Annotated in this window: 26 protein-coding genes and 1 other annotated feature; of the genes, 9 read left to right on the top strand and 17 right to left on the bottom strand. The window is 45.0% G+C overall.

Annotation, left to right across the window (positions count from 1 at the left end; translation table 11 throughout):
* Positions 1–203: 203 nt before the first annotated feature.
* Positions 204–656, top strand: coding sequence for a GNAT family N-acetyltransferase (locus TCA2_RS02985; RefSeq protein WP_047910032.1), 453 nt, complete (start codon positions 204–206; stop codon positions 654–656).
* A gap of 47 nt (positions 657–703) precedes the next feature.
* On the opposite strand, the gene TCA2_RS02990 is transcribed toward TCA2_RS02985, so the two are convergent.
* The 9 genes from TCA2_RS02990 to TCA2_RS03030 all read right to left on the bottom strand — a co-directional run bounded on the left by TCA2_RS02990 (position 704) and on the right by TCA2_RS03030 (position 9,104).
* The gene (locus TCA2_RS02990) at positions 704–1,120 is read right to left on the bottom strand and encodes a hypothetical protein (protein ID WP_047910033.1); all 417 of its coding nucleotides are present in this window, start codon (positions 1,118–1,120) and stop codon (positions 704–706) included.
* A 142-nt stretch (positions 1,121–1,262) separates the two neighbouring features.
* The gene (locus tag TCA2_RS02995; protein WP_047910034.1) at positions 1,263–2,237 is read right to left on the bottom strand and encodes an ABC transporter permease; all 975 of its coding nucleotides are present in this window, start codon (positions 2,235–2,237) and stop codon (positions 1,263–1,265) included.
* Between the two features lie 2 nt (positions 2,238–2,239).
* Entirely contained in the window at positions 2,240–3,319 is a 1,080-nt protein-coding gene (locus TCA2_RS03000; protein ID WP_047910035.1) for an ABC transporter permease, read from the bottom strand.
* Complete coding sequence (locus TCA2_RS03005) at positions 3,312–4,856, bottom strand: ABC transporter ATP-binding protein (protein WP_047910036.1); 1,545 nt, start codon at positions 4,854–4,856, stop codon at positions 3,312–3,314. Before TCA2_RS03005 ends, TCA2_RS03000 begins: the two co-directional genes overlap by 8 nt.
* 139 nt (positions 4,857–4,995) lie before the next feature.
* Complete coding sequence (locus tag TCA2_RS03010) at positions 4,996–6,030, bottom strand: BMP family protein (protein WP_047910037.1); 1,035 nt, start codon at positions 6,028–6,030, stop codon at positions 4,996–4,998.
* Between the two features lie 437 nt (positions 6,031–6,467).
* Complete coding sequence (gene rplT, locus TCA2_RS03015; RefSeq protein WP_047910038.1) at positions 6,468–6,827, bottom strand: 50S ribosomal protein L20; 360 nt, start codon at positions 6,825–6,827, stop codon at positions 6,468–6,470.
* A 41-nt stretch (positions 6,828–6,868) separates the two neighbouring features.
* Complete coding sequence (gene rpmI, locus TCA2_RS03020; RefSeq protein WP_047910039.1) at positions 6,869–7,069, bottom strand: 50S ribosomal protein L35; 201 nt, start codon at positions 7,067–7,069, stop codon at positions 6,869–6,871.
* 30 nt (positions 7,070–7,099) lie between these two features.
* Positions 7,100–7,594 (bottom strand): translation initiation factor IF-3, encoded by a 495-nt coding sequence (gene infC, locus TCA2_RS03025; RefSeq protein ID WP_047910040.1) that lies wholly within the window; start codon positions 7,592–7,594, stop codon positions 7,100–7,102.
* 56 nt (positions 7,595–7,650) lie between these two features.
* Positions 7,651–7,793: a sequence feature (ribosomal protein L20 leader region), on the bottom strand.
* Between the two features lie 72 nt (positions 7,794–7,865).
* Positions 7,866–9,104, bottom strand: a complete 1,239-nt coding sequence (locus tag TCA2_RS03030) for a glycosyltransferase family 2 protein (RefSeq protein ID WP_047910041.1) — start codon at positions 9,102–9,104, stop codon at positions 7,866–7,868.
* Between the two features lie 619 nt (positions 9,105–9,723).
* Here TCA2_RS03030 and TCA2_RS03035 point away from each other — a divergent pair.
* Both TCA2_RS03035 and TCA2_RS03040 read left to right on the top strand, forming a co-directional pair.
* Positions 9,724–10,251, top strand: a complete 528-nt coding sequence (locus tag TCA2_RS03035; protein ID WP_047910042.1) for a phosphatase PAP2 family protein — start codon at positions 9,724–9,726, stop codon at positions 10,249–10,251.
* Between the two features lie 53 nt (positions 10,252–10,304).
* Positions 10,305–11,438, top strand: coding sequence for a UDP-N-acetylglucosamine--LPS N-acetylglucosamine transferase (locus TCA2_RS03040; RefSeq protein ID WP_047910043.1), 1,134 nt, complete (start codon positions 10,305–10,307; stop codon positions 11,436–11,438).
* 143 nt (positions 11,439–11,581) lie between these two features.
* Here the strand turns inward: TCA2_RS03040 and trmB are convergent, their stop codons facing one another.
* Both trmB and TCA2_RS03050 read right to left on the bottom strand, forming a co-directional pair.
* Positions 11,582–12,310 carry a tRNA (guanosine(46)-N7)-methyltransferase TrmB gene (gene trmB / locus TCA2_RS03045; RefSeq protein WP_047910044.1) on the bottom strand — a complete coding sequence of 243 codons (729 nt, stop codon included), beginning with the start codon at positions 12,308–12,310 and terminating at the stop codon, positions 11,582–11,584.
* 182 nt (positions 12,311–12,492) lie between these two features.
* On the bottom strand, positions 12,493–12,690 hold the full coding sequence (locus TCA2_RS03050; protein WP_047910045.1) for a hypothetical protein: 198 nt from the start codon (positions 12,688–12,690) through the stop codon (positions 12,493–12,495).
* Positions 12,691–12,990: 300 nt separating this feature from the next.
* Between TCA2_RS03050 and TCA2_RS03055 the strand changes: the two genes are divergently transcribed.
* From TCA2_RS03055 to TCA2_RS03070, 4 genes are read left to right on the top strand one after another with little or no spacing between them, the layout of a single operon-like run.
* On the top strand, positions 12,991–13,944 hold the full coding sequence (locus tag TCA2_RS03055; RefSeq protein WP_047910046.1) for a TIGR01212 family radical SAM protein: 954 nt from the start codon (positions 12,991–12,993) through the stop codon (positions 13,942–13,944).
* Between the two features lies 1 nt (position 13,945).
* Entirely contained in the window at positions 13,946–14,530 is a 585-nt protein-coding gene (locus TCA2_RS03060; RefSeq protein WP_047910047.1) for a class I SAM-dependent methyltransferase, read from the top strand.
* A gap of 56 nt (positions 14,531–14,586) precedes the next feature.
* The gene (locus TCA2_RS03065) at positions 14,587–15,558 is read left to right on the top strand and encodes a type I phosphomannose isomerase catalytic subunit (protein ID WP_047910048.1); all 972 of its coding nucleotides are present in this window, start codon (positions 14,587–14,589) and stop codon (positions 15,556–15,558) included.
* Positions 15,559–15,602: 44 nt separating this feature from the next.
* Positions 15,603–16,538, top strand: a complete 936-nt coding sequence (locus TCA2_RS03070; RefSeq protein ID WP_047910049.1) for an alpha/beta hydrolase — start codon at positions 15,603–15,605, stop codon at positions 16,536–16,538.
* 96 nt (positions 16,539–16,634) lie between these two features.
* Here the strand turns inward: TCA2_RS03070 and TCA2_RS03075 are convergent, their stop codons facing one another.
* The 4 genes from TCA2_RS03075 to TCA2_RS03090 all read right to left on the bottom strand — a co-directional run bounded on the left by TCA2_RS03075 (position 16,635) and on the right by TCA2_RS03090 (position 23,606).
* The gene (locus TCA2_RS03075; protein WP_047910050.1) at positions 16,635–17,162 is read right to left on the bottom strand and encodes a YfiT family bacillithiol transferase; all 528 of its coding nucleotides are present in this window, start codon (positions 17,160–17,162) and stop codon (positions 16,635–16,637) included.
* 110 nt (positions 17,163–17,272) lie between these two features.
* Positions 17,273–18,535, bottom strand: a complete 1,263-nt coding sequence (gene odhB, locus TCA2_RS03080; RefSeq protein WP_047910051.1) for a 2-oxoglutarate dehydrogenase complex dihydrolipoyllysine-residue succinyltransferase — start codon at positions 18,533–18,535, stop codon at positions 17,273–17,275.
* Between the two features lie 6 nt (positions 18,536–18,541).
* A complete protein-coding gene (locus TCA2_RS03085) occupies positions 18,542–21,454 on the bottom strand; it encodes a 2-oxoglutarate dehydrogenase E1 component (protein ID WP_047910052.1) in 2,913 nt (970 codons plus the stop codon).
* Between the two features lie 430 nt (positions 21,455–21,884).
* The gene (locus TCA2_RS03090) at positions 21,885–23,606 is read right to left on the bottom strand and encodes an ABC transporter ATP-binding protein (RefSeq protein WP_047910053.1); all 1,722 of its coding nucleotides are present in this window, start codon (positions 23,604–23,606) and stop codon (positions 21,885–21,887) included.
* Positions 23,607–23,934: 328 nt separating this feature from the next.
* Here TCA2_RS03090 and TCA2_RS03095 point away from each other — a divergent pair, with 328 nt between their 5' ends.
* Together TCA2_RS03095 and TCA2_RS03100 are read left to right on the top strand one after the other, a co-directional pair.
* Positions 23,935–25,020 carry a Gfo/Idh/MocA family protein gene (locus TCA2_RS03095; protein ID WP_047910054.1) on the top strand — a complete coding sequence of 362 codons (1,086 nt, stop codon included), beginning with the start codon at positions 23,935–23,937 and terminating at the stop codon, positions 25,018–25,020.
* Positions 25,021–25,134: 114 nt separating this feature from the next.
* Entirely contained in the window at positions 25,135–25,677 is a 543-nt protein-coding gene (locus tag TCA2_RS03100) for a cysteine hydrolase family protein (protein WP_047910055.1), read from the top strand.
* Positions 25,678–25,828: 151 nt separating this feature from the next.
* On the opposite strand, the gene TCA2_RS03105 is transcribed toward TCA2_RS03100, so the two are convergent.
* Positions 25,829–26,281, bottom strand: coding sequence for an N-acetyltransferase (locus tag TCA2_RS03105; protein WP_047910245.1), 453 nt, complete (start codon positions 26,279–26,281; stop codon positions 25,829–25,831).
* 55 nt (positions 26,282–26,336) lie between these two features.
* Positions 26,337–26,639, bottom strand: a complete 303-nt coding sequence (locus tag TCA2_RS03110; RefSeq protein ID WP_047910056.1) for an antibiotic biosynthesis monooxygenase — start codon at positions 26,637–26,639, stop codon at positions 26,337–26,339.
* Positions 26,640–26,647: the final 8 nt, after the last annotated feature.

Here is a 26,647-nt window from a genome sequence, read left to right on the forward strand (position 1 = left end):
ATAAACTATAGCGGTTAAATGTTAGGAACATTATAAGATTCATTTGTAGAAATAGTCAACACTTTATTTTTCAATATTTAGTCAATCCTTATACAAACCTTGCTGTATCAACTGTTTTTTGTCCGAAAAGCCGAACATGACCAAGCTCCTTAGGCATATAATGCCCCATCCATACCGTATGCCCCAAAAAAGGAGGGTTATCCATGATTCGCAATCGCAGACCTAAGCAAGATGATCCAGCTATCATGGAATTGATTCATAGCCAGCTTGTGCCTATTTCACATTTGAGCAAGCAAGAGATCAACCTGATCATTCAGGATATTCCAAGCCGCTTAGCCCGAGGGATTACTTTGGTATCCTCTGCTAATTATGAATCCAACATTTGTGGTTTTGTACATTTTATGATGCATGGTTCTTTACTATACATTGACATGATGGCCGTTTCTCCAAAGGAACAGCGCAAACAGCATGGCAAAGAATTACTGATCAAAGCGGAACAATTTGCGGTTTCACGTGGCTGTAGGAAGTCGAAGGTTATGGTGGATGAAGGAAACAAAAAGGGACTAAATTTTTACCAAAAGATGGGATATAAGATGCTTCGATATGTTGATATCGGACGATGCTTCGAATTGGAAAAAGTATTGAGCAATGGCTAGAATATTAAAAAGATGAACACATAATATTATCATTGTTATAAAAATATTTAATAGAAAAATTTATTTTTGAAGCCATATCCTCCATAACCTTGCCCTGGTCCGTAACCTGGCCCCGGTCCATATCCAGGTCCAGGTCCATAACCAGGGAAACCTCCATATCCGCCTCCAGGTCCTTTGCCTCCGTATCCATAACCGCCAGGATATCCTCCAGGGCCGAATCCGCCTCCGAAGCCTCCGCCGAATCCGCCAGCGAATGGCAAGGTTCCGATTGCCAATAGATCAAATAGGACAAGCGGGATGAGTGCCCGTGTACCTGCATCTTTTCCCTCAGTAGGCTGAAGCATAATTTTATTCCCGGCTACATTAACCAGCTTTCCGCTCACTTTTGTTCCATCTTTGCGAACGGCGACAATATGCTGCCCAATCAAATTTTTCGCATCATTCAGACGAACAGAATTATTCATTCTTTTCCCTCCTTCTTCACGTAGGATTCAGAATCATCTTATTCGTATGTCGGCATAAATGTATGTTTTAATGTCCTGCATGTACAAAAAAAGGTGATGCCTGCATCTTGAGCAAGCATCACCTAATGTGGATGAATCTTATTTATCGTTTGCCTGGATCATATGGCTGTCCCAGTGCAGCAGGTGCTGCTGAACGCCCGACGGCTGCTACGAGTACGATGACTGTGAGCAGATACGGCAGCATGAAAATAATTTCCTGGGGAATAGCCTGAGCCCATTCAAACATTTGAATATAGTTGCGGACTGCTTGGGACAACCCGAAGAAGAGAGCTGCACCGAACGCCCCGATCGGATTCCATTTACCGAAGATCATGGCAGCAATCGCAATATAACCTTGTCCGGAAATTGTGTTGTGTGCGAACACATTTGTCGTCGTCAGCGTAAGAACAGCACCGCCGATACCCGCGAGCGCACCACTGACCATAACAGCCAGATATCTGTATTTCGTTACATTAATCCCCATCGTATCCGCAGCACTTGGATGCTCCCCGACAGAACGGAGACGCAGTCCGAATGGCGTTTTGTATAGGAACAAGAAGGTCAATATTACAAACAGCACAGCTAGGAATGTAGATGGATAATGATGAATAAACACATTACCAAAGAACGGAATTTCAGCTAGCTTTACTCCAAATAATTCTGGATTCCATTTTTTGAATCCATCAATAAGCGGAGTTTCCCCTGACCCGTCAAACAGAAGCTTAACCATATACAAGGTGCTTCCTGCAGCCAAGAAGTTAATGACGATACCACTTATGATCTGGTCTGCTTTGAAAGTGATAGAGGCTACAGCGTGAATCAAGGAAACAACCAAGCCTAATACACCCGCTGTAACCAGACCAACCCAAGCCGCTTGCCCACCTGTCATCCCCGCTTCTTGAGCATAATGAGCAGATACGCCTGCAGCAAAAGCACCAAAGATCATAAATCCTTCAATCCCCAGATTCGTTACACCGGAACGCTCTGAGAATATCCCACCAAGTGCAGCAAATACAAGAGCTGTTGCAAAGACAAGTGTCGTATTAATCAGCTGTCCGGAGAGCGTTATGAAATCCATAATTACAACACCTTCTCTTTCTTGCGCTTCGCATAGAAGGGCTTAAGCACCCAGCGCACGATACCTTGTGCAGCAATGAAGAATATAATGGAGCCAATTACGATACGAATCAATTCCGGTGGAACATCTGCTGCGAAGCTCATTCCGGCAGAACCGTATGTCAATCCTCCAAATAGGAAGGCTCCTAGGATTACACCAAACGGATGATTCATACCAATTAGTGCTACCGCAATACCATCAAATCCAGTACCCGGTGATCCTTGAAGAATCGTTTGATAGCCGAACACACCGAGAATTTGAAAGGCACCGCCAAGGCCTGCCAAAATACCACTGATAAACATGGCTTTGACAATGTTGCGATTCACCTTCATCCCTGCATATTCAGCGGCATGATGGTTATGGCCTACTGCGCGAAGCTCGAAGCCTTGCTTTGTTTTCCACATGAATACATAGAACACTACCGCTGCGAGAATCGCAATCAGCGTCCCCCAGTGAACACGCGAGTTACTCATAAGCTCAGACAACCATCCAATCGCAATAGAAGCAGATGGTTGAATCTCTTCGGAACGATTCTCACCCGGCATAAGCATGAATTGTCTTACGACGAGATTGCCCAAATAGAGAGCAACCCAGTTCATCATAATGCTGGTAATTACTTCATTAACCCCGCGTGCTGCCTTGAGATAACCAGCGATAGCAGCCCACAGACCGCCGGCCAGAGCCCCTGCAATTAATGCGAGCGGTGCATGGATAATCATAGGTAATCCCGTAAGTTTAATTCCGACAAATGCCGAAGCTGTCATCCCTACGATAAACTGTCCTTCAGCACCGATATTAAATAGTCCTGCACGGGAAGCAAAAGCAAATGCCAGACCCGTCATAATGAGCGGAGTCATTTCACGCAATGTTTCCCCAATGTTATACGTATTTCCAAATACTTTCTCGACTAGTGCTCCGTATGCCGTTATCGGATTATAACCGCCAATGAGCATAACGACTGCACCCAATAGAAGACCCATAATAATAGCAACGACTGGATATATAATAGAATCTTTAGTGAACCATTTTAATACGCTACTCACTAGATGCACCTCTCTTCACGGTGCTACCTGCCATCATCAGACCCAGCTCTTGATCATTGGTCTCTTCTGGAAGCACTTCACCTACAATATGTCCCTCATAAATAACCGCGATCCGGTCCGAGACATTCATAATTTCATCGAGTTCGAAGGAAATCAACAGTACAGCTTTACCTTGGTCACGTTGAGCGATCAATTGCTTCTGAACGAATTCAATAGCCCCTACATCTAGACCGCGTGTAGGCTGGGCAGCAATAAGCAGATCCGGATTTTTGTTCACCTCTCTGGCGATGATCGCCTTCTGCTGGTTACCTCCGGATAAGGCACGTGATAACGTATCAATGCTTGGCGTTCTTACATCAAAAGCCTGAACCAGCTTCTTTGTGTGCTCCTGTATCGCCTTGAAATTCAAGAACCCTTTCTTCGAATACGGCTCCTTGTAATAAGATTCAAGCACCATGTTCTCGCTCACAGAGAAGTCCAGCACAAGACCATGCTTATGACGGTCCTCTGGAATATGCCCGACTCCCGCTTCCGAAACTTTACGAGGCGGCTCATTCGTAATATCGTTGTTATTCAATGTGATTTTGCCTGAATTTACCTTACGCAAACCGGTAATCGCTTCAATCAGCTCACTCTGACCATTCCCGTCTACTCCAGCGATTCCGACAATTTCACCTGCACGTACTTGCAGATTCAGCTTGTCCAGTACGGCCATGCCTTCTTTATTTTTCGCGGTTAATTCATGGATATCGAGTACGGTTTCCTTAGGTTCAGCCGGCTTCTTGTCCACTTTAAAAGTAACGTTGCGCCCAACCATCTTCTCAGCGAGCTCGTTAGGAGTCGTCTCTGACGTTTTCACCGTATCAATTACTTTTCCTCGGCGAATGATCGTTACCGTATCGGATATTTCCATGATTTCTTTCAGTTTATGAGTAATAAGAATGATGGATTTGCCTTCAGCGACCAGCTTCTTCATGATCACCATCAATTCTGAAATTTCTTGAGGAGTCAATACCGCTGTCGGTTCATCAAAAATCAAGATTTCTGCGCCTCTGTAAAGGGTTTTCAATATTTCGACACGCTGCTGCATTCCTACAGAGATCTCTTCAATTTTTGCATTAGGGTCGACCTTAAGTCCATATAGCTCAGATAACCGTTTTACTTCTGCCACTGCCTTTTTATAGTTAATATTGAGGCCCAGCATTTTCTTAGGCTCTGAACCCAATATAATATTCTCTGCTACTGTAAATGGCTGTACCAATTTAAAATGCTGATGCACCATTCCAATACCTAGCTCGATGGCTTTATTCGGACTGTCAATAATTACAGGCTGTCCACTAACTTCAATTCCGCCTTCATCAGGCTGATATAGACCAAATACAATATTCATCAGCGTCGATTTTCCGGCGCCGTTCTCGCCTAGCAGTGCATGAATCTCTCCCTTATGCAGCTGCAAGCTTATAGAGTCATTAGCGACAATGCCCGGGAAGCGTTTAGTAATTTGCTTCAACTCAACGACAGGAGTTGCTGCACCCATGAGATCACCCTTATAAATTTGATTTGATGGTATTAACCCTAGACGTAAGAACAAGGCTAGTTATATAAACCAGCCTTGTTTTACATCATAACATGTAAAATTCAGTATTATTCTCACACTAAACAATCCATTGCAGTCATTACTCAGCAGGAATTGTGATTTCACCGCTAATGATTTTTTCTTTGTATTCGTCAACCAGCTCAAGTACATCCGCTGGTACGTTTGCTGTAGAAGTCTCAGCTACGCCAACACCGTTAGCAGCCAGATCCAATACTTCTAATCCTGGTTCAAAAGTTCCGTTAACCACATCCAGAGATACTTTCTTAACCGCTTCGTCTACTTTCTTGATCATAGAAGTCAGAGTAATCTCATCACCGAACTCAAGTGATTGGTCTTTGTCTACACCGATAACCCATACATCTTGTCCGGAATCTTTACGGGACTTCGCTTCGTTAAATACACCTGTTCCTGTTGCGCCTGATGCATGGAAGATAATATCTACACCTTCATTGTACATCGTTGCAGCAGCAGTTTTACCCAGGTCAGGCTTGTCAAATGCACCCGTATAGTTAGGAACGAACTGAGCATCCGGATTTACGGCCTTCACGCCTTCTCTAAATCCAATTTCGAACTTCTTAATCAGCGGGCTTTCCATTCCGCCAACAAAACCAACCTTGTTTGTCTTCGTCATTTTACCTGCAATAACACCGACAAGGAAGGAACCTTGGTCTTCGGCGAACATTACAGACTTAACGTTTGGAGCATCTACTTCACTATCGATGATCGCAAGCTTGGCTTCAGGGTTCTGTTCAGCGACTGTCTTGATTGCTTCAGCCAGCTGGAATCCAATTCCCCAAGTCAAAGAGTACTGGTCCTTAACAAAAGTGTTCAAGTTTGTGTTGTAATCAGCATCGGACTTACTTTGAAGATACTTAACCTGTGCGCCTGTTTCTGCTTCGACTGCTTCGAGCGCTTCCCAAGCAGATTGGTTAAAGGATTTATCGTTAACTCCGCCGACGTCAGTAACCATTCCGATTTTTGCAGTGGATTCAGCTGTGCTGCCGCCTCCTTCACCGCTGCCTTGCGAGCTGCTGTCATTGTCATTGCCGCATCCAGCTAGAGCAACGGAAGCTGCAAGAATCATGCTTAAAGACAAACTTAGTACTTTCTTCATCTTGGAATTGTTCCCCCTTAAAATATTCCCTATCTGATATCATACTTTGTTCTTCAGATTCCCGGATTATACGCTAGCCCAGCAATCCATATCTATAAGTACAATTTCAATAGGACTGTCCTACTAGAGGTGATTATACAATCAACCCATGTTAAAATCCAGCAGTTTCATGACTTATTTTCGAGTTTTTTTAAAAATGTTCATAATTGTAAGCGCTTTATCATTTATACTTCACATATTCAGGTTGATTATATGTAATATATACTGACATTTACTTAACATAAAGCAACTTATTTTGCTTTTTCATTTGCATTTTTTGTAATATGTAATTCGACTTGCATCAGTCTTTTTTAAGGCTAGAGACCCAGCAAGCTCTTCATTTTATTTATTTCCCATAAAAAAGCCGCCTATGCGGCGGCTCTCATCACTTAAAGAAATTAAGCATTAATTTTTTCTTTAGCTACAACAGCCAAAGAGTTAAATGCATTAATATCGTTGACTGCAAGATCAGCAAGCATTTTACGGTTCATGTCAACTCCAGCGAGTTTCAGACCGTGCATGAATTTGTTGTAAGACAATCCGTTCATGCGAGCTGCTGCGTTAATACGAACGATCCACAATTTGCGGAAGTTACGTTTTGTTGTACGACGATCACGGTATGCATATACCATGGATTTCATAACTTGTTCGTTAGCTGTTTTGAAGATACGGTGTTTAGAACCGAAATAACCTTTAGCAAGTTTCAATACTTTTTTATGACGACGACGAACAACGAATCCGCCCTTTACTCTTGCCATATCAAAGACCTCCCAGAAAATATATGTTAGTAATCAGTGGACTATTTCAGGTTAGCCAAACCTTGTTTCAGACGCTTAACGTCACCAGGTGCCATAACTGGGCTGCCTGCAAGAACACGCTTAGTGCGTTTCGATTTGTGGGAAAGCAAATGGTTTCTGTATGCTTTGTAACGTTTCACTTTACCAGTACCAGTAACTTTGAAACGACCCTTCAGGCTGCTGTGAGTTTTCATTTTAGGCATTGTGTATTTCCTCCTCCAAGTTTATCTGACTCAGGCTTTAGGAGCCAAAATCATAATCATGCTACGGCCTTCAAGTTTAGGTTGACGTTCGATGCTGCTGAGTTCAGCAACTTCCACTTTCACACGTTCCAAAATCTTTTGACCGATATCCGCATGGGCGATTTCACGTCCGCGGAAGCGGACGGAGCACTTCACTTTGTCGCCTTCCTTCAGGAACTTGACAACATTGCGAAGCTTGGTTTGGTAATCATGTTCCTCAATGTTGGAACGGAACCATACTTCCTTGATGTCCACAACCTTTTGATTCTTACGTGCTTCTTTTTCTTTCTTTTGCTGTTCGTAACGGAACTTACCGTAATCCATGATACGACACACCGGCGGTTTCGCCTGCGGCGCCACATTAACCAGGTCAAGATTAAGATCTGCAGCCATCTGCAACGCTTCGCGAATAGGCTTAATGCCGATCTGTTCTCCTTCAGCTCCGACCAAACGAACTTCCTTCGACCGAATTTCATCATTAATCATGTGTTCTTTACTAATAACTGTCCACCTCCAGATCGTTATCGATAATCCCTATACAGATAAAAAATAAAGGGATGCCGGTACGCTACCGACATCCCTGAACAATCAACAATTCTTCATGAAATTCATTCACAAATCATTGGATCGTTACCAGTCAGCTTAATGCCGATCAGGTGAGAAGTCGGACCTTCTACTTTTGAATCCATATTTCAAAAACAATCACCTAAACAATATTACATGTTCATAACTGTTTTGTCAACAGCCAATTCATTGTTTATCCTTGTTTACTCTGAACCTCTTCCAATCGAACGACACGGGTATGCTTCGTGTGGCTCCATTGCTTATTGTTCTGCGTAAAGAAGGCATACAGCGTAATTGGATACCAGGATAACAGATAAATCGGGAACAAGATAAGTGAAGTGTACACTTTCTTGAAGCGGACCTTCTCCAAAGCGAGAGACAACAGGAACGTAACCACGTTCGCCGCAATCGCCAGGAATCCAACCCATATCGGCAGATATCCGTAAATATTAGTGATGTTCGGTCCATTGAACAAGATAATATCCACGAAGCTGATTGCTGTCATGATAAAGGTCAGCAATACCACATAAACGTTAGCACTATATACGGCAAGGTCAAATTTCACCAAGCTGCCTTGCTTGATACTTTTCCAGATCAATGGGAAGAAGTATCTTCTGGCTACGGTGAAGTGCCCCTGCATCCAGCGAAGACGTTGTCTCGCCGACGCTTTAAAAGATAACGGCTTCTCATCAAATACCTTCGCATCATAGTTGAACACCGGATATACATCACGGTCTACAGCACGCATTGTAAACTCCAGGTCCTCAACCAGAGACGTAGCTCCCCAGCCCATGTCTTTAAGCAGCTTGCTCTCAAAGCACATCCCTGTGCCGCCAAGGAAGTTAGCCATATTGAGATTATGACGGGACAGCTGCCACAAGCGGTTAATGTACCAGTAGGAAATACCGTAAGCCGCTGTGATCCAGGAATCCTCTGGATTCTTCGTATCGATATAGCCTTGAATGACTTTAGCTCCTCTGTTCAGGTCATTGTTCATCTCCTGAAGGAAGTTCTTCGCGGCTAGATTATCGGCGTCAAACATAACAACTGCATCATATTGCTTCGGCATGCTCCAGAGCTCTTTAAGCATCCATTCAATCGCATAACCTTTACCGCGCTGATCCGCATTTGTTCTTACACATGCATTCATACCGTGTGCACGAACGATCTCGGCCGTATTATCTGTACAATTATCACAAATGACGAATACATCGTACAGTTCTTTGGGATAATCCAATTTCTTTAAATTTTCCAGCAAAGCTCCAATGACTTCTGCCTCATTGTGAGCAGCAACCAATACAGCAAAAGACTTGTTCGGCGGAAACTGTTGTTTCTTCTTCTTCTTAATCAAGCCGAACAGAGAAAAACCGAACTGATACACAGCCAGGAACGCCAAGATTACTTGAAACGTTACAAATATCGCATTAAACATTTGTTCTCTGCTACCCCCTCTTTAAATGTGAGCATCTCTTTTTTTTAACACACATTTCTTTTTAAAATTCATGACCCTTTTTTTGTTTCGTTTCTATCTTTGCCACTTATTCTTTACTGCCTACTCGATTTTGTATGCTTTCTTTAATTTTGTCAAAATCGCCAAAAGTCGTCTTCGAGCGAAGAAAACGTTCTTTTGGACTGAATTCATGACAGAAACCACGGTAAGTCTTTCTTTCACAGCGGTTTGTTCTTATTTTCATCCATTTTCACGATTTTTATTTGGATGCTCTCTTTATTTCTTATCTTCTTCAGGGAAGCACACACCTTCGAATTCCATAAAGAGGACAAACTTCTATATCTTAAACGGATCAAAGAACAAAAAAGTTTGAGTTTTTAAAACTCAATTTTTTTTAAACCATCTCAAGCAGCTTGAATCATTTTATATTTTTTTGAACCTCAAAGTCAAAACTCTCGTTTTTTTGTATAATACACATGGGTTATTCTTGATAAGGACATGATTAAAAAATATGATAAACTTAGGTTTACACGGGGCAAGTCGGTAAATTACCAGCCTGCTGACTCCTATGTGGACAGTACATCAAGCAGGGGGACTTATAATGGACCGTCTTTTCGTACGACTTCAGGCGATGGAGCAAAAAATTTTCATATGGATTAACGGGCGTCTCCATAACCGTTTTCTCAACTTCTGGCTGTATTATCTAACTCATCTTGGTGGAGCCACCTTTACGATCACAGCTTCCTTGTTAATCGGCTTTATGGCACCTGAACCATGGGGACAAGCCGGTTACATGGCATTCACCGCACTGGCTATAAGTCATATTCCAGTTGCTGCGGCGAAGAAGCTGTATCCTAGAATCAGACCCTATCTAGCCATGCCGGAAACGAATACGTTTCGCAATCCATTATCCGATCATTCATTTCCATCAGGTCATACAACGGCAATCTTTTCTGTAACGATGCCTTTTATGTTTACGTTTCCTGAAGTGACCCTTTTGTTGCTTCCTGTCGCTTGCATCGTCGGTTTTTCCCGAATTTACTTAGGGCTGCATTATCCTTCTGATGTCCTAGCCGGGGCAATCATTGGTACTTCAGTCGCATTCGGCACGGTTGCATTGTGGCCCTAACCTAGAGTATCTTTGAATGACAGAAATCAGAGCAAGGAACAGGTGAACAGAGAGTGAGCAAAAAAAGAGTGTTGTTATTATCTGAAGGATTCGGAGCTGGACATACTCAAGCCGCATACGCACTCTCGAGCAGTTTAAGAAAACTCTCATCTGATGTGCAGACGAAAGTGCTTGAACTTGGGAGTTTTCTTAATCCCCATGTTGCTCCACTGATCATAAATGCATACAAAAAAACCGTAACTAATCAACCTAGGCTCGTCGCACTAATGTATAAGAGTCAGTATAAGAAACCGATCAACCGCTTTACGACTCTTGCTCTGCACAGGCTGTTCTATACACATACTCGAAGCATCATACGGCAGTTAAAACCGGATATCATCGTATGTACCCACCCCATTCCCAGCGCAGTCATAGCCAGATTGAAGAGATTGGGATTAGAGGTGCCGTTATGTACCGTCATAACCGATTATGATGTACACGGAACCTGGATTAGTCCCGAGGTGAATCGATATTTGGTCTCTACTTCGGATGTATTGGATAAGCTGACCCAGCGGGGTGTTGCCATGGAGAAGATCCAAGTGACCGGGATCCCGGTTCACCCTAATTTTTGGGAGCATCCAAGCCATGATGAGATTAGACAGAAGTTTAATCTGAAACCTATGCCAACTGTTCTCGTCATGGGTGGAGGCTGGGGACTGATGACGGATGAAATTGTCAACGAATACTTAGCGAAGTGGCATAAGGATATTCAATTCATCTATGTTCTGGGGAACAATGAGAAATCACGAATTGCCATGGAACGTAACCCCATTTATCAGCAGCCGAATATTCATGTAATGGGATTTACACGAGAGGTCGACAAGCTAATGGAAGTATCGGATCTTCTGGTGACCAAGCCCGGAGGTATGACCTGCTCAGAGGGTCTGGCGAAAGGCATCCCAATGCTCTTCCATAATCCGCTTCCAGGCCAAGAGCAAGAAAATTGTCAGTATTTCACAGGTCTAGGGCTTGGAGAGCCCATAAGCTCGCTTCAAGTGGTTGAAAAATGGATGAACAAGCTTCTGAATAATTATTCTGATATCGTTCAAAGGCGAAGACAGCATATTCGCGAAATCGAAAAGTTCCATCCTATGCAGAGCGCTAGAAGCATTATTGAATTGGTTGACTCAGAAAGGGTGCCCACATGAGGCACCTTTTTTATATTTATGAGGACAAGCTAAAAAAATTCCACCAATTGATTTTATTTTTCATCTGGATCATTTCTGCCAACGTAAAAAACACCCTCTCTTATATGAAGAAAAGGTGTTTAGCATTGAATCAACTTCTTTAATTATACAGTTGGTTCCTGATAACGATATTTCTTAAGGCGAATCTCTTGATATTCCTTAAGTGCATCCTCACCAATCAAAACCTCGACACGGTGAATGTTCATCCCTTTACCCATGAACTTCTGCTCGTACTCTGTCATGACATGCTCCTCGTTCAGCCCGTCCCGGTGCAAGTTCAGGGAGATATTTGTCATTTGGAGACCGTAATCCGCAAACGAATTTAACGAGAACTCGAACAAAGTCTCAGAATCTGTTTTGAAATGAATTTGACCTTGGCTGTTCAGCACTTCCTTATACTTGTCCAGGAAACGCGGATGCGTCAGTCGTCTCCGTGCATGCTTAGACTTAGGCCATGGATCACTAAAGTTAAGATAGATTCGTTCCACTTCCCCTTGTTCAAACACATCCAGGATGTTCTCAATATTGGCCAGAGCCAGCTTCAAATTAGGAGGCGTCTCGACCTCTTCCTCAGCCCAAGCTATTCTAGCCTTATCGCTGGCACGACGAACGAGCTCATCGTACATATCAATACCGATATAATTCACTTCTTGATTGCGGTAACTCATTTGACTAATGAACTGTCCTTTACCCATTCCAAACTCAACATGGATCGGCTTTCCGTTGCCAAACAAGTCAGCCCATTTGCCTTTATATTCTTCTGGATTCAATATAACCAGATCCGTTTGACTTTCCAGACTTTCGCGAATCCCTTTTCTGCCGCGTAAACGCATGTCTCTCCTCCGATTTTTCAGTAAAATGTTCCGGCATTAATTGTGCCTAAATATTATTCAAATGTAAAGTCTTTATATACGATTGAAATTGTAACCATTTGAAAAGGAAAAAGGAATCGCACGCTGCACATAGAGTGCACAGCACGATCCCTTCTTCAAATATATTTGGAATTGGGGTCCAACTACTTTAACAGTTCATAGTCTACCTTATCTTGGGTGGAAAAATCAAATGTCTTTTCAAAAGCATTTCTTATTTTTTTCTTAGCAATCGCTTCTACCTGTGGGTTTCCGTTAAATTTAACGCCAGTTAGCGCCAATGCTTCATCTGCAGTAAGCTCGACAGAGATTTTGTGCCCGCTTGATTTTAGACTTGAATTCATGTTAATCACCTCACGAATAGTATGGCCGAGACGAAAAAAATGTATGAATTCTGCGAAAAATTAGTGTGTTTTTCAAGGTCTGACCTCAACTAAAATATAACATAACTGTGTAATGTTTTGCAAGAGGTAAGCGCTATCTTTTTTGCCCTTTTTATCCTTGTTTTTTGCTGTCCTGTACAGGAAAATTCCCAATTACGAGCGCTTTTTGTTACAATAGAAAAAGTGGAAAAAGGAGTTTGAGTGTCCCTCACTTTTCATTCACCTGTATTGAGTTTGATGAATCAACAAAGGAGTTTCCTAATGAATATGCCAGTTTCAACTCCTCCGCTGCTCTGGGGAGATAAGCGATTTCACACTTGGAATCATGAGATGCGTGAGCAGTTTGATAATAAAGTATTTAAAGTCATGCTGGATGCTGGATTTACGTGTCCCAATCGGGACGGCTCCATAGCCAAAGGCGGTTGTACTTTCTGCAGCGCACGTGGTTCCGGTGATTTTGCCGGTTCGAGACGTGATGATCTAATTACCCAATTCAACACGATCAGAGACCGACAGCATCAAAAATGGCCAAACGCCCAGTATATTGGATATTTCCAGGCTTATACCAATACTTATGCGCCTGTTCAGCAGCTTCGCGAGTATTACGAAGTGATTCTCAAGCAGCCTGGTGTCGTTGGGTTGTCCATCGCTACAAGGCCGGACTGTCTGCCGGATGATGTTGTAGACTATCTGGCTGAGCTTAATGAACGTACTTATCTATGGGTTGAAATGGGGCTTCAAACCATTCATGAATCCACCTCCCAGCTCATTAACCGTGCTCATGATACGAAGTGTTATGAGGAAGCGGTGGAGAAACTGAGAAAACGAAACATTCGGGTATGCACCCACATCATTCACGGTCTCCCTCAAGAGACACATGAAATGATGCTGGAGACGACGCGTGCGGTGGCCCATATGGACGTGCAGGGCATCAAGATCCATTTACTCCATCTCATGAAGAAGACACCTATGGTTAAGCAATACGAGGCCGGTTTGCTTCGGTTCATGGAACAGGAGGAGTACATTAAGCTGATCGTGGATTCCCTGGAGATTTTGCCTCCAGAAATGATCGTCCACCGTTTAACCGGGGATGCTCCTAGAAATCTGCTGATCGGACCCCTGTGGTCCATGAAAAAATGGGAAGTGTTAAACGGAATTGATGCTGAGCTCCGTGCACGTGATACATGGCAGGGTAAATATTGGAGGAGAGCTTGATATGGGTTTTATTTCGGTACTCAGCTGTGCCCATCAATGGATCGCAGCCCGACTGCGTTCCGGCGATTATGCAATAGATGCAACACTAGGGACAGGATCAGATGCCTTGTTCCTGGCTCAGACCGTAGGTGCAAAAGGCCACGTCTATGGTTTCGATATTCAGGAGGAGGCCATCCGCTTGTCTTCCGCCAAGCTGAACAACGCAGCGAACATGGACAAGCTTGCTCCCTTCTCCCTCTTCTGCTGCAGCCATGCAGATATGAAAGAGATCATTCCGACGGACAAACATGGACAGATTGGTGCCGTGATGTTCAATTTGGGCTATCTTCCCGTAGAGCATGCCGATCATAGCGTAATTACTGAAACCTCGAGCACCATCACGGCTGTGACAGCCGCTCTGGAACTTCTCAGACCCAAAGGCATATTAACAGTAGTTCTTTACCCAGGGCACCACGGTGGAGATGAAGAAGCGACCAGCGTCTCTAAGTGGGCATCTCAATTGCCTACAGACGTTGGACAAGCGGTCATATATAGACAGCTGCAGCGAGAAACATCTCCATATCTTATTGCCATTGAGAAAAAGTAATCTCAAGGTTCCCGGGTAAAATCATTATAAACTTCATATGTTAAGGAGAGGACAGTATGACAGCACCATACCCATTGCAATTTGAACCTGAATTTAAAGAGAGAGTCTGGGGAGGACGCGCTCTAGAGCAATTCGGTTTATCTCTTCCCGAGGGGCATATTGGCGAAGGCTGGATGATCGCCGACCATCCAAATGGAACAACCAAAGTCATGAATGGCGAGCTTGCTGGCACAGGACTTGACGAGATTCGAGAGCAATACGGTAATTCATGGCTCGGCACAAAAGGCGTTTCTGAAAAGGGCGGCCGATTCCCGCTGCTCATTAAACTGCTCGACTGTAATGATGATCTGTCTGTCCAAGTGCATCCGACTGATGATTATGAAGGACTGCCCGAGGGAGAGCTTGGAAAGACGGAAATGTGGTATGTACTTGATGCCAAGCCAGGTGCCAAGATCATATACGGGCTCAAAGAACAAGTAACCTACGATCAGCTCCGCACTGCCCTGAATAACGGCACGGTAATGGATACACTGCAGGAGGTCTCGGTTGAGGCAGGCGATTCCTTCTTTATACCAGCAGGTACGGTCCATGCCCTATGCGCTGGAGTCGTCGTCGCCGAAATTCAGCAGAATTCAGACACCACGTACCGTATATATGATTACAATCGACCAGGACTCGACGGTAAGCCCCGGGAACTACATATTGAAGATTCACTGAATGTAACGAAGTTTGAATCTACAGGGGCAACATCCATGAAGACGAATCATGCCGTTCCAGGAGAGTGGCTTACTCTTGCTTCATGTCCTTATTTTGTGGTGGAGAAAGGCATTGTCTCGGGAACATGGAATCTAAATACGACCGAGGACAGCTTCACTATACTCGTCGTATGTGACGGAACTGGCAGTCTTGCATGGAATGACGGAGCAAGTCTTGCCCTTACAGCGGGTCAATGTTACTTGATTCCTTCCAGCCTCGGGAGCTACCAACTATCTGGTGAAGCTACGGTGCTGCGCTCTTATCTTCCGTAAAATAGGGCTGGAACAAGCCAATCATCAAGGAGGGCTACTCGGTCATGCAGGAATACACGTTTCAATTGCTGGATAGTGACGAAGTCAATATCTTTGTATATCGCTGGACTCCGGAGGATCATATACCGGTCAAAGGGATCGTACAAATTGCTCACGGTATGTGTGAAACAGCGAAGCGTTATGAAGAGCTGGCCAGTACATTGACGGACCATGGATATATCGTCTACGGTAACGATCATCGCGGTCACGGTCTAACAGGCATGGCACAAGGCATGCTGGGCGACGGCGGTCCGGATGTGTTCAACTGGATGGTAAAGGATGTTGCTGAACTTGGTGAATTTATACGCAAAGAACAGCCTGAATTGCCGCTATTTCTGTTAGGACACAGTATGGGGTCATTTATTACTCAGAAACTGATGTATGCACATCCTGATCTGTTTGATGGCTACATCCTGTCAGGAACGAATGGCAAACGGGGTCTTCTCAAATTTGGTCAAAGGCTGGCTGCCCTACAAGCCGGCTTACAGGGGCAAGAGCATCGCAGTCTTCTCTTGAACGCAATTATTTTTGGCGGATACAACCGCGCCTTTCGTCCTGCAGCCACCCCTTTTGACTGGTTATCCAATGATAAAGAGGAAGTTAAAAAATTCGTTGAGGATCCGATGTGCGGGGCGATATGTACCACTCGTTTTTTCCGGTGCTTCTTCGATCTGTTAATGGAGATCCATCTGCCCAAACATATGAGCAAGATCCCCAAGGATAAGCCAGTGTATATCTTCTCGGGTCAGCGGGATCCGGTGGGCATGTATGGCAAAGGGGTTATGAGTCTGGTTGAGACTTATCGGGAGCTGCAATTTGCCGATCTGCAATATCGGCTCTATCCTGATGGAAGACACGAAATGCTGCACGAGGTGAACCGCAAGGAAGTGGAGCAGCATATCGTAGATTGGCTGGAGCAGCATATGCAGCAGCGAGCATAGCTTCTAGCCGTTAGAGAGTATTCCCGCCGTGTATCAAAAATAGCCTTTCTGCCAATGCCGTCCAAACGTTGCATTGAGCAGAAGGGCTATTCTTCTTTACCAATTCATACGTTCGCGCAGCGATGTGATGTGCGCCGTATGATGCAGACTATGCCATGAGTACAATCTCGCACACTCTCCCAGAGTCAGCTTCTTCTGTAATCCAGGATGATAGAAAGTACGATCGTATTGCTCAGCACTCATGGACTCCAGTAGAGCGGTCCAACGCGAATGCAGGCCTTCTAGAATCGACAAGGAAGCGTTTATCTGCACATTGGATACATCAGTTGTCTCCGCCCATAAAGACTCTTCATAGGGTTTAATAACGGGGTCATTCTCGGTAAGCGCAAGCTTGAAACGAATAAAGCTGTTCATATGACTGTCTGCAACATGATGAACGACTTGATGAACTGTCCAGCCTTCAGGCCGATACGGCGTAGCGAGCTGTTCATCCGATAATCCTGATACTGCCTCTTGCAGTCTCGCTGGAAGCATTCTAATGTTGTCTATCCACATCCTGCGGTTCTCTTCAGTAGGTGAATCTTCTACTTCCAAACCAATCGGATACCTCAGATCATTGTTCATTTCCAATCTCCCCCTTGAAATATTTCTCATTGAACTCCATCACGGTATAAAAAAAGACAGGCGCAGCAAACGTTGCGGCCTGTCCTTATTTATTCAAGAGAACCTTGGCATTATCCTTCTAGCAGAAGGGATTCCGGATCTTCAAGCAATTCTTTCACAGTAACCAAGAATCGAACTGCATCACTTCCATCAATGATTCGATGATCATAAGACAGCGCGATATACATCATAGGTCTGTTCTCCATACGCTCATCATCAATCGCTACAGGGCGCACTTGAATTTTGTGCATACCGAGAATACCAACCTGCGGTGAGTTCAATATTGGTGTAGAGAGCAATGATCCGAAGATTCCACCATTCGTAATTGTGAATGTTCCGCCTTGCAGCTCATTAAGAGACAAGGAGTTACTACGTGCTTTGGAAGCCAGCTCTCCGATATTCCGTTCAATTTCAGCAAAGCTGAGGCGATCTGCGTCGCGTACCACTGGTACGACAAGCCCTTCCTTCGCGGATACCGCAATACCGATATCATAGAACTTCTTCACGACAATGTCGTCCCCGTCGATCTCAGCATTAACAAGCGGGAATTGTTTAAGGGCACCTACAACCGCTTTGGTAAAGAAAGACATAAAGCCGAGTCCGACATCATGCTTTTCTTTGAATTTGTCTTTGCGACGTTTACGTACATCCAGGATAGCGGTCATATCAACTTCGTTAAAAGTAGTAAGCATCGCCGCCGTCTGTTGAGCTGCAACCAAGCGTTTAGCGATGGTCGCACGTCGACGAGACATTTTGGAGCGCTCAACCGATTTCCCAGGGTTTACTTCTGCTGCTGGGGCAGGTGCACTAGCAGGCTTGCTTGGAGCTGCTGCTGGAGCAGCCGGTACAGAACCATGAGATTTTACGTCATCAGAATGGATGCGTCCGATCGGATCCCGGGTTTGCACTTGGTCGAGATCGATTCCGCGTTCACGCGCTAATTTACGAGCAGAAGGCGTGGCTGTATAGCCATTGGCACCTTCTTCCTCTGCTTTGGGAGCGGGCTCATTCTTCACAGGTGCCGAGACCGGTGGTGCTTCTGAAGCTTGTGGCGCCGGAGCCGGTGGTGCAGAAGCCGCAGCTGATTCTTTGGCTCCTGCTCCTGCTTCTAACTGTGCAATCGTCTCACCAATCTGTACCGTGTCCCCTTCTTGATGAAGGATGCTTGTAATGACTCCGCTCTCTTCCGCACTGATCTCAATGTTGACCTTATCCGTCTCTACTTCAAGCAGTACATCTCCTTGATTGACGGTATCCCCTTCTTTAACGATCCATCTGGATATTGTTCCCTCCGTGATGGATTCTCCCATAGCCGGTACTTTAATTTCGCTCACAGCAAGCTACCTCCCCAGTGGAATATTTTTCTTTGAACTTTGCTTCAATACTTTGGACAAAATTTGCTGTTGCTCCACGACATGTACATGTTGGAAGCCGGTCGCCGGACTGGAACGCTCAGGACGGCCTGCATAATCAAGTTTAACACCTGCAGGTAATAGATCACGAAGTCTTGGCTCCATATATGTCCAAGCTCCCATATTCTTCGGCTCTTCCTGTGTCCAGACGATTTCCTTCACATTACGGAATCTGGCGAGGAAGCGACGTATTTCTTGTTCAGGGAAAGGATACAATTGTTCCACCCGCAAGATGTGCAGCCAGGACCAATCCTCACCTTTTTCCTTATCAATTGCCTCTTCAAGATCGATCGCGATCTTGCCGCTGCAGAGAAGGATACGCTCCACCTTATCAGGAGCTGCTCCAAGAATCGGCTCTTCGAGCACCGAGTGGAAGCTGCCTTCGCTAAACTCTTTAGCTGGAGAAGCTACACGCGGGTTACGGATCAGACTCTTCGGCGACATCAGCACGAGCGGTCTCGCATCATCTGTCTCCGTTAGTGCAGCCTGACGGCGAAGCAGGTGGAAGTACTGCGCGCTGCTGGACAGATTCGCAACAATCCAGTTATCATCTGCACACATTTGCAGGAAGCGCTCCAGTCTTGCGCTCGTATGCTCCGGTCCCTGGCCTTCACTTGCGTGAGGCAAGAGCATCACCAGGCTTGAGTTCTGGGACCATTTTGAACGTCCAGAAGATACAAATTGGTCGAACAATACTTGAGCACAGTTGGCAAAATCACCGAATTGTGCTTCCCATATGACCAGCGTCTCAGGTGCATAAACGTTGTATCCATACTCAAAGCCTACCACAGATTCCTCTGACAAAGGACTGTTATATAGAGCAAAGGAAGCCTTGGCTTGCGGCAAACGATGAAGTACATTGTAGGAATCGCCCGTCTCGGAGTCATGCAGCACCAGATTGCGATGAGCAAATGTAGCCCGCTGGGAATCCTGCCCTGACATCCGAATTGGCTTACCATCAGCCAGAATGGTAGCAAAAGCGAGTGTTTCCGCCAAGCTCCAATCCACTTTTTCACCTTCGTTAAGAGCATTCTGGCGTCGCTGCAGAATACGCTGTAGCTTAGGATATACCTTGAAGCCTTCCGGCCACTTAAGCAGCTCAGCATTAATCTCGCGCAGCTTCTCGATCGGAACTGCCGTTTGCGCATTAGTCAGCCGCTCCGGTCTTTGCAGCTCGGTGCTGCCGGCATCGACCTTGTCATGTACTTCCTCATGGCTTACAGTTCCTTGCTTCACTTCATCATAGGCCTGCTTCAGCTGGTTCTGAGCCGCATTTCTTAGATTCGTCAACAGCTCCTTCTCACCAGCTCCCGACTGAACCAGAACCTCCGCATACAACTCACATACGGTTGGATGATTCTTCACTTTACTGTACACGAGTGGTTGAGTTGTTTCCGGATCATCGGTCTCGTTATGTCCATAACGGCGATATCCGATCAAGTCGATCAGGAAGTCTTTGTTAAATTTGTTACGATATTCGCTCGCAAGGCGGATTGCTGCCATACACGCATCAGGGTTGTCTGCATTCACATGTATGATTGGGATCTCATATCCCTTAGCCAAGTCACTGGAGTACATCGTTGAACGTGATGCATCACTGTTTGTCGTGAACCCGATCCGATTGTTTACGATAATATGAATCGTGCCGCCATTTTGGTATCCCTTCAGCGATTTCAGGTTCAGAGATTCGGCAACGATTCCTTCTCCCGGGAATGCAGCATCTCCATGCATTATAATCGTTGCTGCCTTAGTAACGTCCTGCTTCGGATATCCTGCCTGTCCTCGGTCATCCTGAGCTGCCCGTGCAAAGCCTTGAACCACAGGATTCACATATTCAAGATGACTCGGGTTATTCGCCATCGTAATCTTGGCTTGAACGACCTCGCCTTTTTTCACATAGCGCGTTGCACCCAGATGGTACTTCACGTCTCCCGTCCATCCGTAATTAACGCCAGATGAGCTCTCCGAAGGAACAAGATCTTTATTGTTCGCCTGGTGGAATTTCGAGAAGATCTTGCCATATGGTTTGCCGAGTACATGCGCAAGCACATTCAGCCGTCCACGATGGGCCATACCCATCAGAATATGACTGGATCCTGCTTCAGCCATGATCTCTATAATTTTATCAAGCATCGGAACGAGCACATCGTTCCCTTCAATAGAGAACCACTTCTGCCCTACAAAATTCTTGTGCAGGAACTGTTCGAACTGTTCCACTTCCACAAGTCTGGCCAGGAGCGACTTACGCTCATCCGAGGTCAGCTGAGCAGCCTGAGCACCTGACTCAATGCTCTGATACAGCCAGTTACGCTCTTCTTCATCTTGAATATGATTGAACTCGTAAGCCAGTGGCCCTGTATATATATCGCGCAATCGCTGAATTGCGTCTAATCCAGTCATGGTCTGTGAATCTGCATTCTCCCAAATGATTGAGGCAGGAATAGCTCGTAGATCTTGCTCGCTAAGCCCCAGTTTGGATGGTGTGAGCAGGCTCTCTTCTGTCTTGACATCCAGCTGGAGCGGATCGATATCAGCAACCAAATGTCCGAATCTTCGGATATTTTGAACTAACTTCCCCGCTGTAACCGCTTTCTGTAACAGCTGTAGATCTACAACTCCCGAACTTGCACTACTCCCTGTACCTGATGAAGCAAGTCCGTGATTGTGATCGGTACCAACATCCATAGGAGGCGGTCCCCAATCTTTAAAAAGCGTGCGGAATTCAGCATCAACTGCCTCGGGGTCAGCACTATAAATCTCAAACTGTTCTTGTACGTAACCGAAGTTTGGTCCGTAGTATGTTTTCCATGGGCTTTGCATATTGCCATCTTCGTTAGCCATTTAACGTTCCCTCCGTCAAAATATTTGGTTTGTGCCAGGACGGAAAATCATTCTTAATTTCTAAAATTAAACTCAATCTCTGATTATAAAGCAATTTGCCGAAGAAAACATCTATCGCTGTTTTCTCCAGAGTTTCCTCCGAGCTAGAGGATTTTGTGAATAATGCTTCTAAGCTGTAAGATTCTACCCTTATTCTATAAACTATTGCTGCTGAGAGCATTTCCAATTTTAAAGGTAATCAATGCATTTTTTAGATGAATCACTTCAAACCCCTGCTATACCAGCAAATAATGATTCTATCAAAATGTCATGAGGATGACAAAAAAATAAAGCCCTTTCATTTAAGAAACAAATTTGTTTTGAAATGTGGGCTTTATTTTGTAAAATTTGTCTTCTCTTCAATCTTAACTAACTTAAAAAGTTTTTATACTCAGCTAAGCTCGCTGAATTGTGCCGTATGCAGGCGGCTGTATACTCCGCTTCTCGCTACCAGCTCCTCGTGACTTCCTTCCTCTTCAATTCCATTCGGCGTAACTACGATAATGCGATCTGCATTTTTGATCGTAGCCAGTCGATGGGCAATGACGAGTGTGGTTCTTCCTTGTGACAGCTCGGCAAGGGACTGCTGGATCGCCGCTTCTGTTTCTGTATCCAGTGCCGAAGTCGCTTCGTCGAGAATAAGGATCTTCGGATTTTTTAAGAACATTCGTGCGATGGCAATCCGCTGCTTCTGTCCTCCTGATAATTTCACGCCTCTCTCCCCGATTACGGTCTCCATTCCTTCCGGCATCGCTTCAATTGTTGGTGCCAGCTGTGCAAGTCTCGCTGCTGTCCATATCTCCTCATCACTTGCATCAAGCTTGCCATAGGCAATATTCTCCCGGACCGTACCTGCAAATAGAAATACATCCTGTTGGACGATGCCAATCTGTTTGCGGAGGGAGGCTAGAGTGATCTTGGACGTATCCGCGCCATCAATGGTGATCCTCCCTTCTGATGCCTCATAGAATCTCGGAAGCAGACTGCAAATTGTCGTCTTGCCCGCGCCCGAGGGACCTACAAAAGCGACGGTCTCTCCTGCTTTAATGCTGAGATTGATCTTATTGAGTACTTTGGAGCCGTCATCGTAACTGAACGAGACATTCTCATAATGAATATTGCCTTCAAAATCCGGTGCTTCCCTAGCATCCTTACTGTCCTTAACATCCGGCTCCGTATCCAGCAGTTCGATGTATCTCTGAAATCCGGCAATGCCTTTTGGATAGCTCTCAATAATCGCATTAATCTTGTCGATTGGACGGAAGAACACATTGGTCAGCAATAAGAAGGCAGCAAACTGTCCATAGGTTAACTCCCCTTGTAAAATAAACCATGTTCCACAGATCAGCACAAACAAGTTGATGCTCCTGGTCAGCATGTAGCTGATCGTAATATTCTGGGCCATAATCTTGTAGCTGAACAGCTTGGTCAGCCTGAACTCACGATTATCCTGCTCAAAGCGCTTCTTCTCAAAACCCTCGTTCGCAAATGCTTGTACAACACGAATTCCGCCAATTGTATTCTCTACACGGGAATTGAAGTTAGCAATGTTGCCGTAGAGCTTGCGGAAGGCCTTGGTCATCTTGGTATTGAAGTACAGGGCCAGCCATATGACGATGGGTACAATAATAAAAGTAAGCACTGCAAGCTTCCAGTTGATGCCGAGCATGAGCAGAAATGCACCGATTAAGGTCATAACCGCGATAAATAAATCCTCTGGGCCATGATGAGCCATCTCCCCGATATCCATCAAATCATTCGTGATGCGTGACATAAGATGCCCTGTCTTATTGTTGTCGAAGAATCGGAAGCCAAGCTTCTGTAGGTGATCAAACATCCGGCTCCTCATATCGGTCTCGATATTAATACCGAGCATGTGGCCCCAATAGGTCACTATAAAATGAAGAAACGCAGTAATAACATAGACTGCAAGCAAACCGGTACAGGCCACGATGATGCTCTCAAAATCACCTGAAGGGAGCAGCTCGTCCACCACATAATTGACGGCGAGAGGAAATCCGAGCTCCATTAGTCCAGCGATAACTGCGCACATAAAATCAATGGTAAAAAGAAGCCGGTACGGCCTGTAGTAGGAGAAAAATCTGCGAAGCAAACCCATCACTCTTTTCAGTATTTATTAGGTGTGTATTAATACTTACAGTAAAAGAGTTTTAAGACACGCCTTAGTTGACTCGAATATTACAAATTTTACTATAGCTTTTCACTTCATTAAAGAAAAATATGATAAATCGCCATACGGCTAAGAATCTGACTGCATATTTTAAATAGGTAAGTGGAGAATAATAGAACCAATTTATTGACATCCATTACTCACTGCAAATAAATAATAGCAGCGAATTAGCAAGGATTTTTATTGTAAACATCCAGATTAGGTTTCAATTCGTTTCGTGGTGGTAAGGAGCATAAAGGAGGAATGATGCTTGAATCGTATAATTAAAATAGGCATTATTGGGAGCGGCGGAATTGCCAGAGCCCACGCAGAAGCCTATAAACAGCTTGATTATGTTGAAGTAGTAGCCGTAGCCGATATTATCCCTGGAAAAGCCGCACTGTTTATTGAACAGACCAACCTTCCAACAGCAAAGGCTTTCGACGATCATCAGCATCTGCTCGAGCTGGATCTTGACGGAGTCAGCATATGCACACCTAATTTTTCGCATCACAGCATTACTATTGACGCATTAAATGCGGGCAAGCATGTCATGGTAGAGAAGCCAATGTCGGTCACACTAGACCAAGGTATTGAAATGGTGGAAACCGCACAGCGCACGGGAAAAATGCTGTCCGTCGGGTTCCAGCCTCGTTATGACCCTAATATGCAAGCGATTCGCAGCCTGATACAGGACGGTCAGCTTGGTAAAGTGTATTATGCCGAAGCGGGCGGCGGCAGAAGACGTGGGATGCCGGGCGGTACCTTCATACGAAAGGATCTGGCCGGAGCAGGAGCCATGGCCGATATTGGCTGCTATTCGCTTGATATGGTCCTTCATGCTCTCGGGTACCCTAAGCCGCTGACCGTGTCAGCTTACACCTCCAATTATTTTGGCACGAACCCCAAATATCATCCGGAGTCCCACATCTTTAACGTTGAGGATTTTGGTGCAGCCATGGTTAGACTTGAAGGCGATATTCTGCTCAGCTACAAAATTTCCTGGGCTATGCATATGGACACTCTAGGCCCTACAATGTTTCTCGGGACGGACGCCGGGCTTAAAGTGACACCAGCCGGGAGCGGGCCCTGGAGTGGCGGCTGGGAAGGACGTGTCGGCAGCATGACCTTGTATCACGATATCGCCGGCCATCATACAGAGAGCCCGATTCCAATACAGCATCACCAGATCAACCTGTTCCATGCCAAAGTGTTTGATTACGCGGAGGCGATCCAGAAACGACTGCCTGCGCCCATTCCAGGCGAGCAAATCCTATACAATCAGGCGATTATTGATGGAGTGCTGCGTTCTTCTGCTGCCAAAAAAGAAGTCGAAATCGTCATACCGGATTTTTAATCCACAGAGCCTTGTTCTCATTTAGAGAAGGAGGCTTTTTTTCTTCCCATATTATGCGCTTTGTTATATTCTTGAATAATGATTATTCATTGACACCAAAGGAGAGAGTAACTGATGACTTCCACCGCCTTAATGATCGTTGATGTCCAGAATGCCATGTTTGCTGATCCCGAACTCCCCTTACATAATGGAGAACAAGTGCTGAACAATATCCAGCGTCTCCTTCAAAAAGCCCGTGAGGACGGATTGCCTGTCATCTATATACAGCATACTAGTAAATCAGATGACGAATTTAGCGAAGGCAAACCAACCTGGCACATTCATCCAAGCATTGCCCCCCAGCCGAATGAAAGTGTGGTCAGAAAATCCAGCTGGGACGCCTTCTATCAAACAGAGCTCTTAAATAAGCTTCAAGAACTGAACATTCAAAAACTCGTTATTTGCGGAATGCAGACTGAATTCTGTCTAGATACCACGTCACGTGGCGCATACAGTCTAGGCTATCATCATAATGTGCTGATCTCCGATGCACACAGCACATTTGACAGTAAAGTCCTTCCTGCCGCAGATATCATCAAGCACCATAATCAAATGCTGGGTGGACGTTTTGTTCAATTGATCAAGACGGAAGACATCCTTGCCAAAGGATTCAATTAATCTAGTCAGAACTCATTTACTTTGGACATGAAAAACTCCCCTTTAGGTAAACAGGTTTTATTATTTCACCTGTCTACCTAAGGGGAGCATATCAAACTGGGACGGCTCTTTTTCGCTGCCGCTTTATTCTTATTACTGGATAACTTCGTAACTACAGCTCCATCGCCAGCCGGATCATATCCACACAGGGAATGCCGTTCTCCACAATCTTCTCCTCATAGTGCCTAGTGAAGAAATCACGGTCAATACCCGTCATTCGGAAACCCATACGCTGGTAGAGACCTAATTGAGTGAGACTCGAATTTCCAGTTCCAATCTCAAGCGTAGACGCCCCTTGCTGCCTGCCTTGAAATACCGCATGCTGAAGCAAGGCTTTGCCAATACCTCTGCTCTGCCACTCTTCTGCAACAGCAATATTCACAATCTCGATCGTACCCGGTCTCGTATCCAGCAGAACCATTACACCAACGATTGTCTGAACGATTACAGCAACGTATACTTGGCCGCGGTCAATATATGTATCCACCACAGTCCGTGACGGATCGGCTAATAACAGCATGGAATACGGAATCGGCTCGTTCGGTTGCAGCCCGCGAATGTTGATATCCAAGTTGCTCTTCAAAACGGTTCCCCCTTGATGTAAGCCGCCATCTTCCATTTTATACTTGGTTCAAATTAACTCTCTGGAAATGCTCCACCACTGGAAAAGGCTCGTAATAATGATGAAGCAGCTGTTTCCACTCTAGATATTCAGCGGACCCTCTGAATCCGATCGTATGATCCTCAAGGCTGTTCCATCTGACATGTAATAGATATTGATGATCCGACTCCATACATTTATACAATTCATGACCGAGATAACCCGACATGCTGGAAATAATAGCGGAAGCTTTGGCAAAATCCTGTTCAAAATCGCTCTCTAATCCTGCTCTGATGTATAGCATTGCACTTTCAAGAATCATAATCCCGT

The sequence above is a fragment of the Paenibacillus sp. TCA20 genome, assembly GCF_000732325.1.
Lineage (GTDB): Bacteria > Bacillota > Bacilli > Paenibacillales > Paenibacillaceae > Paenibacillus > Paenibacillus urinalis.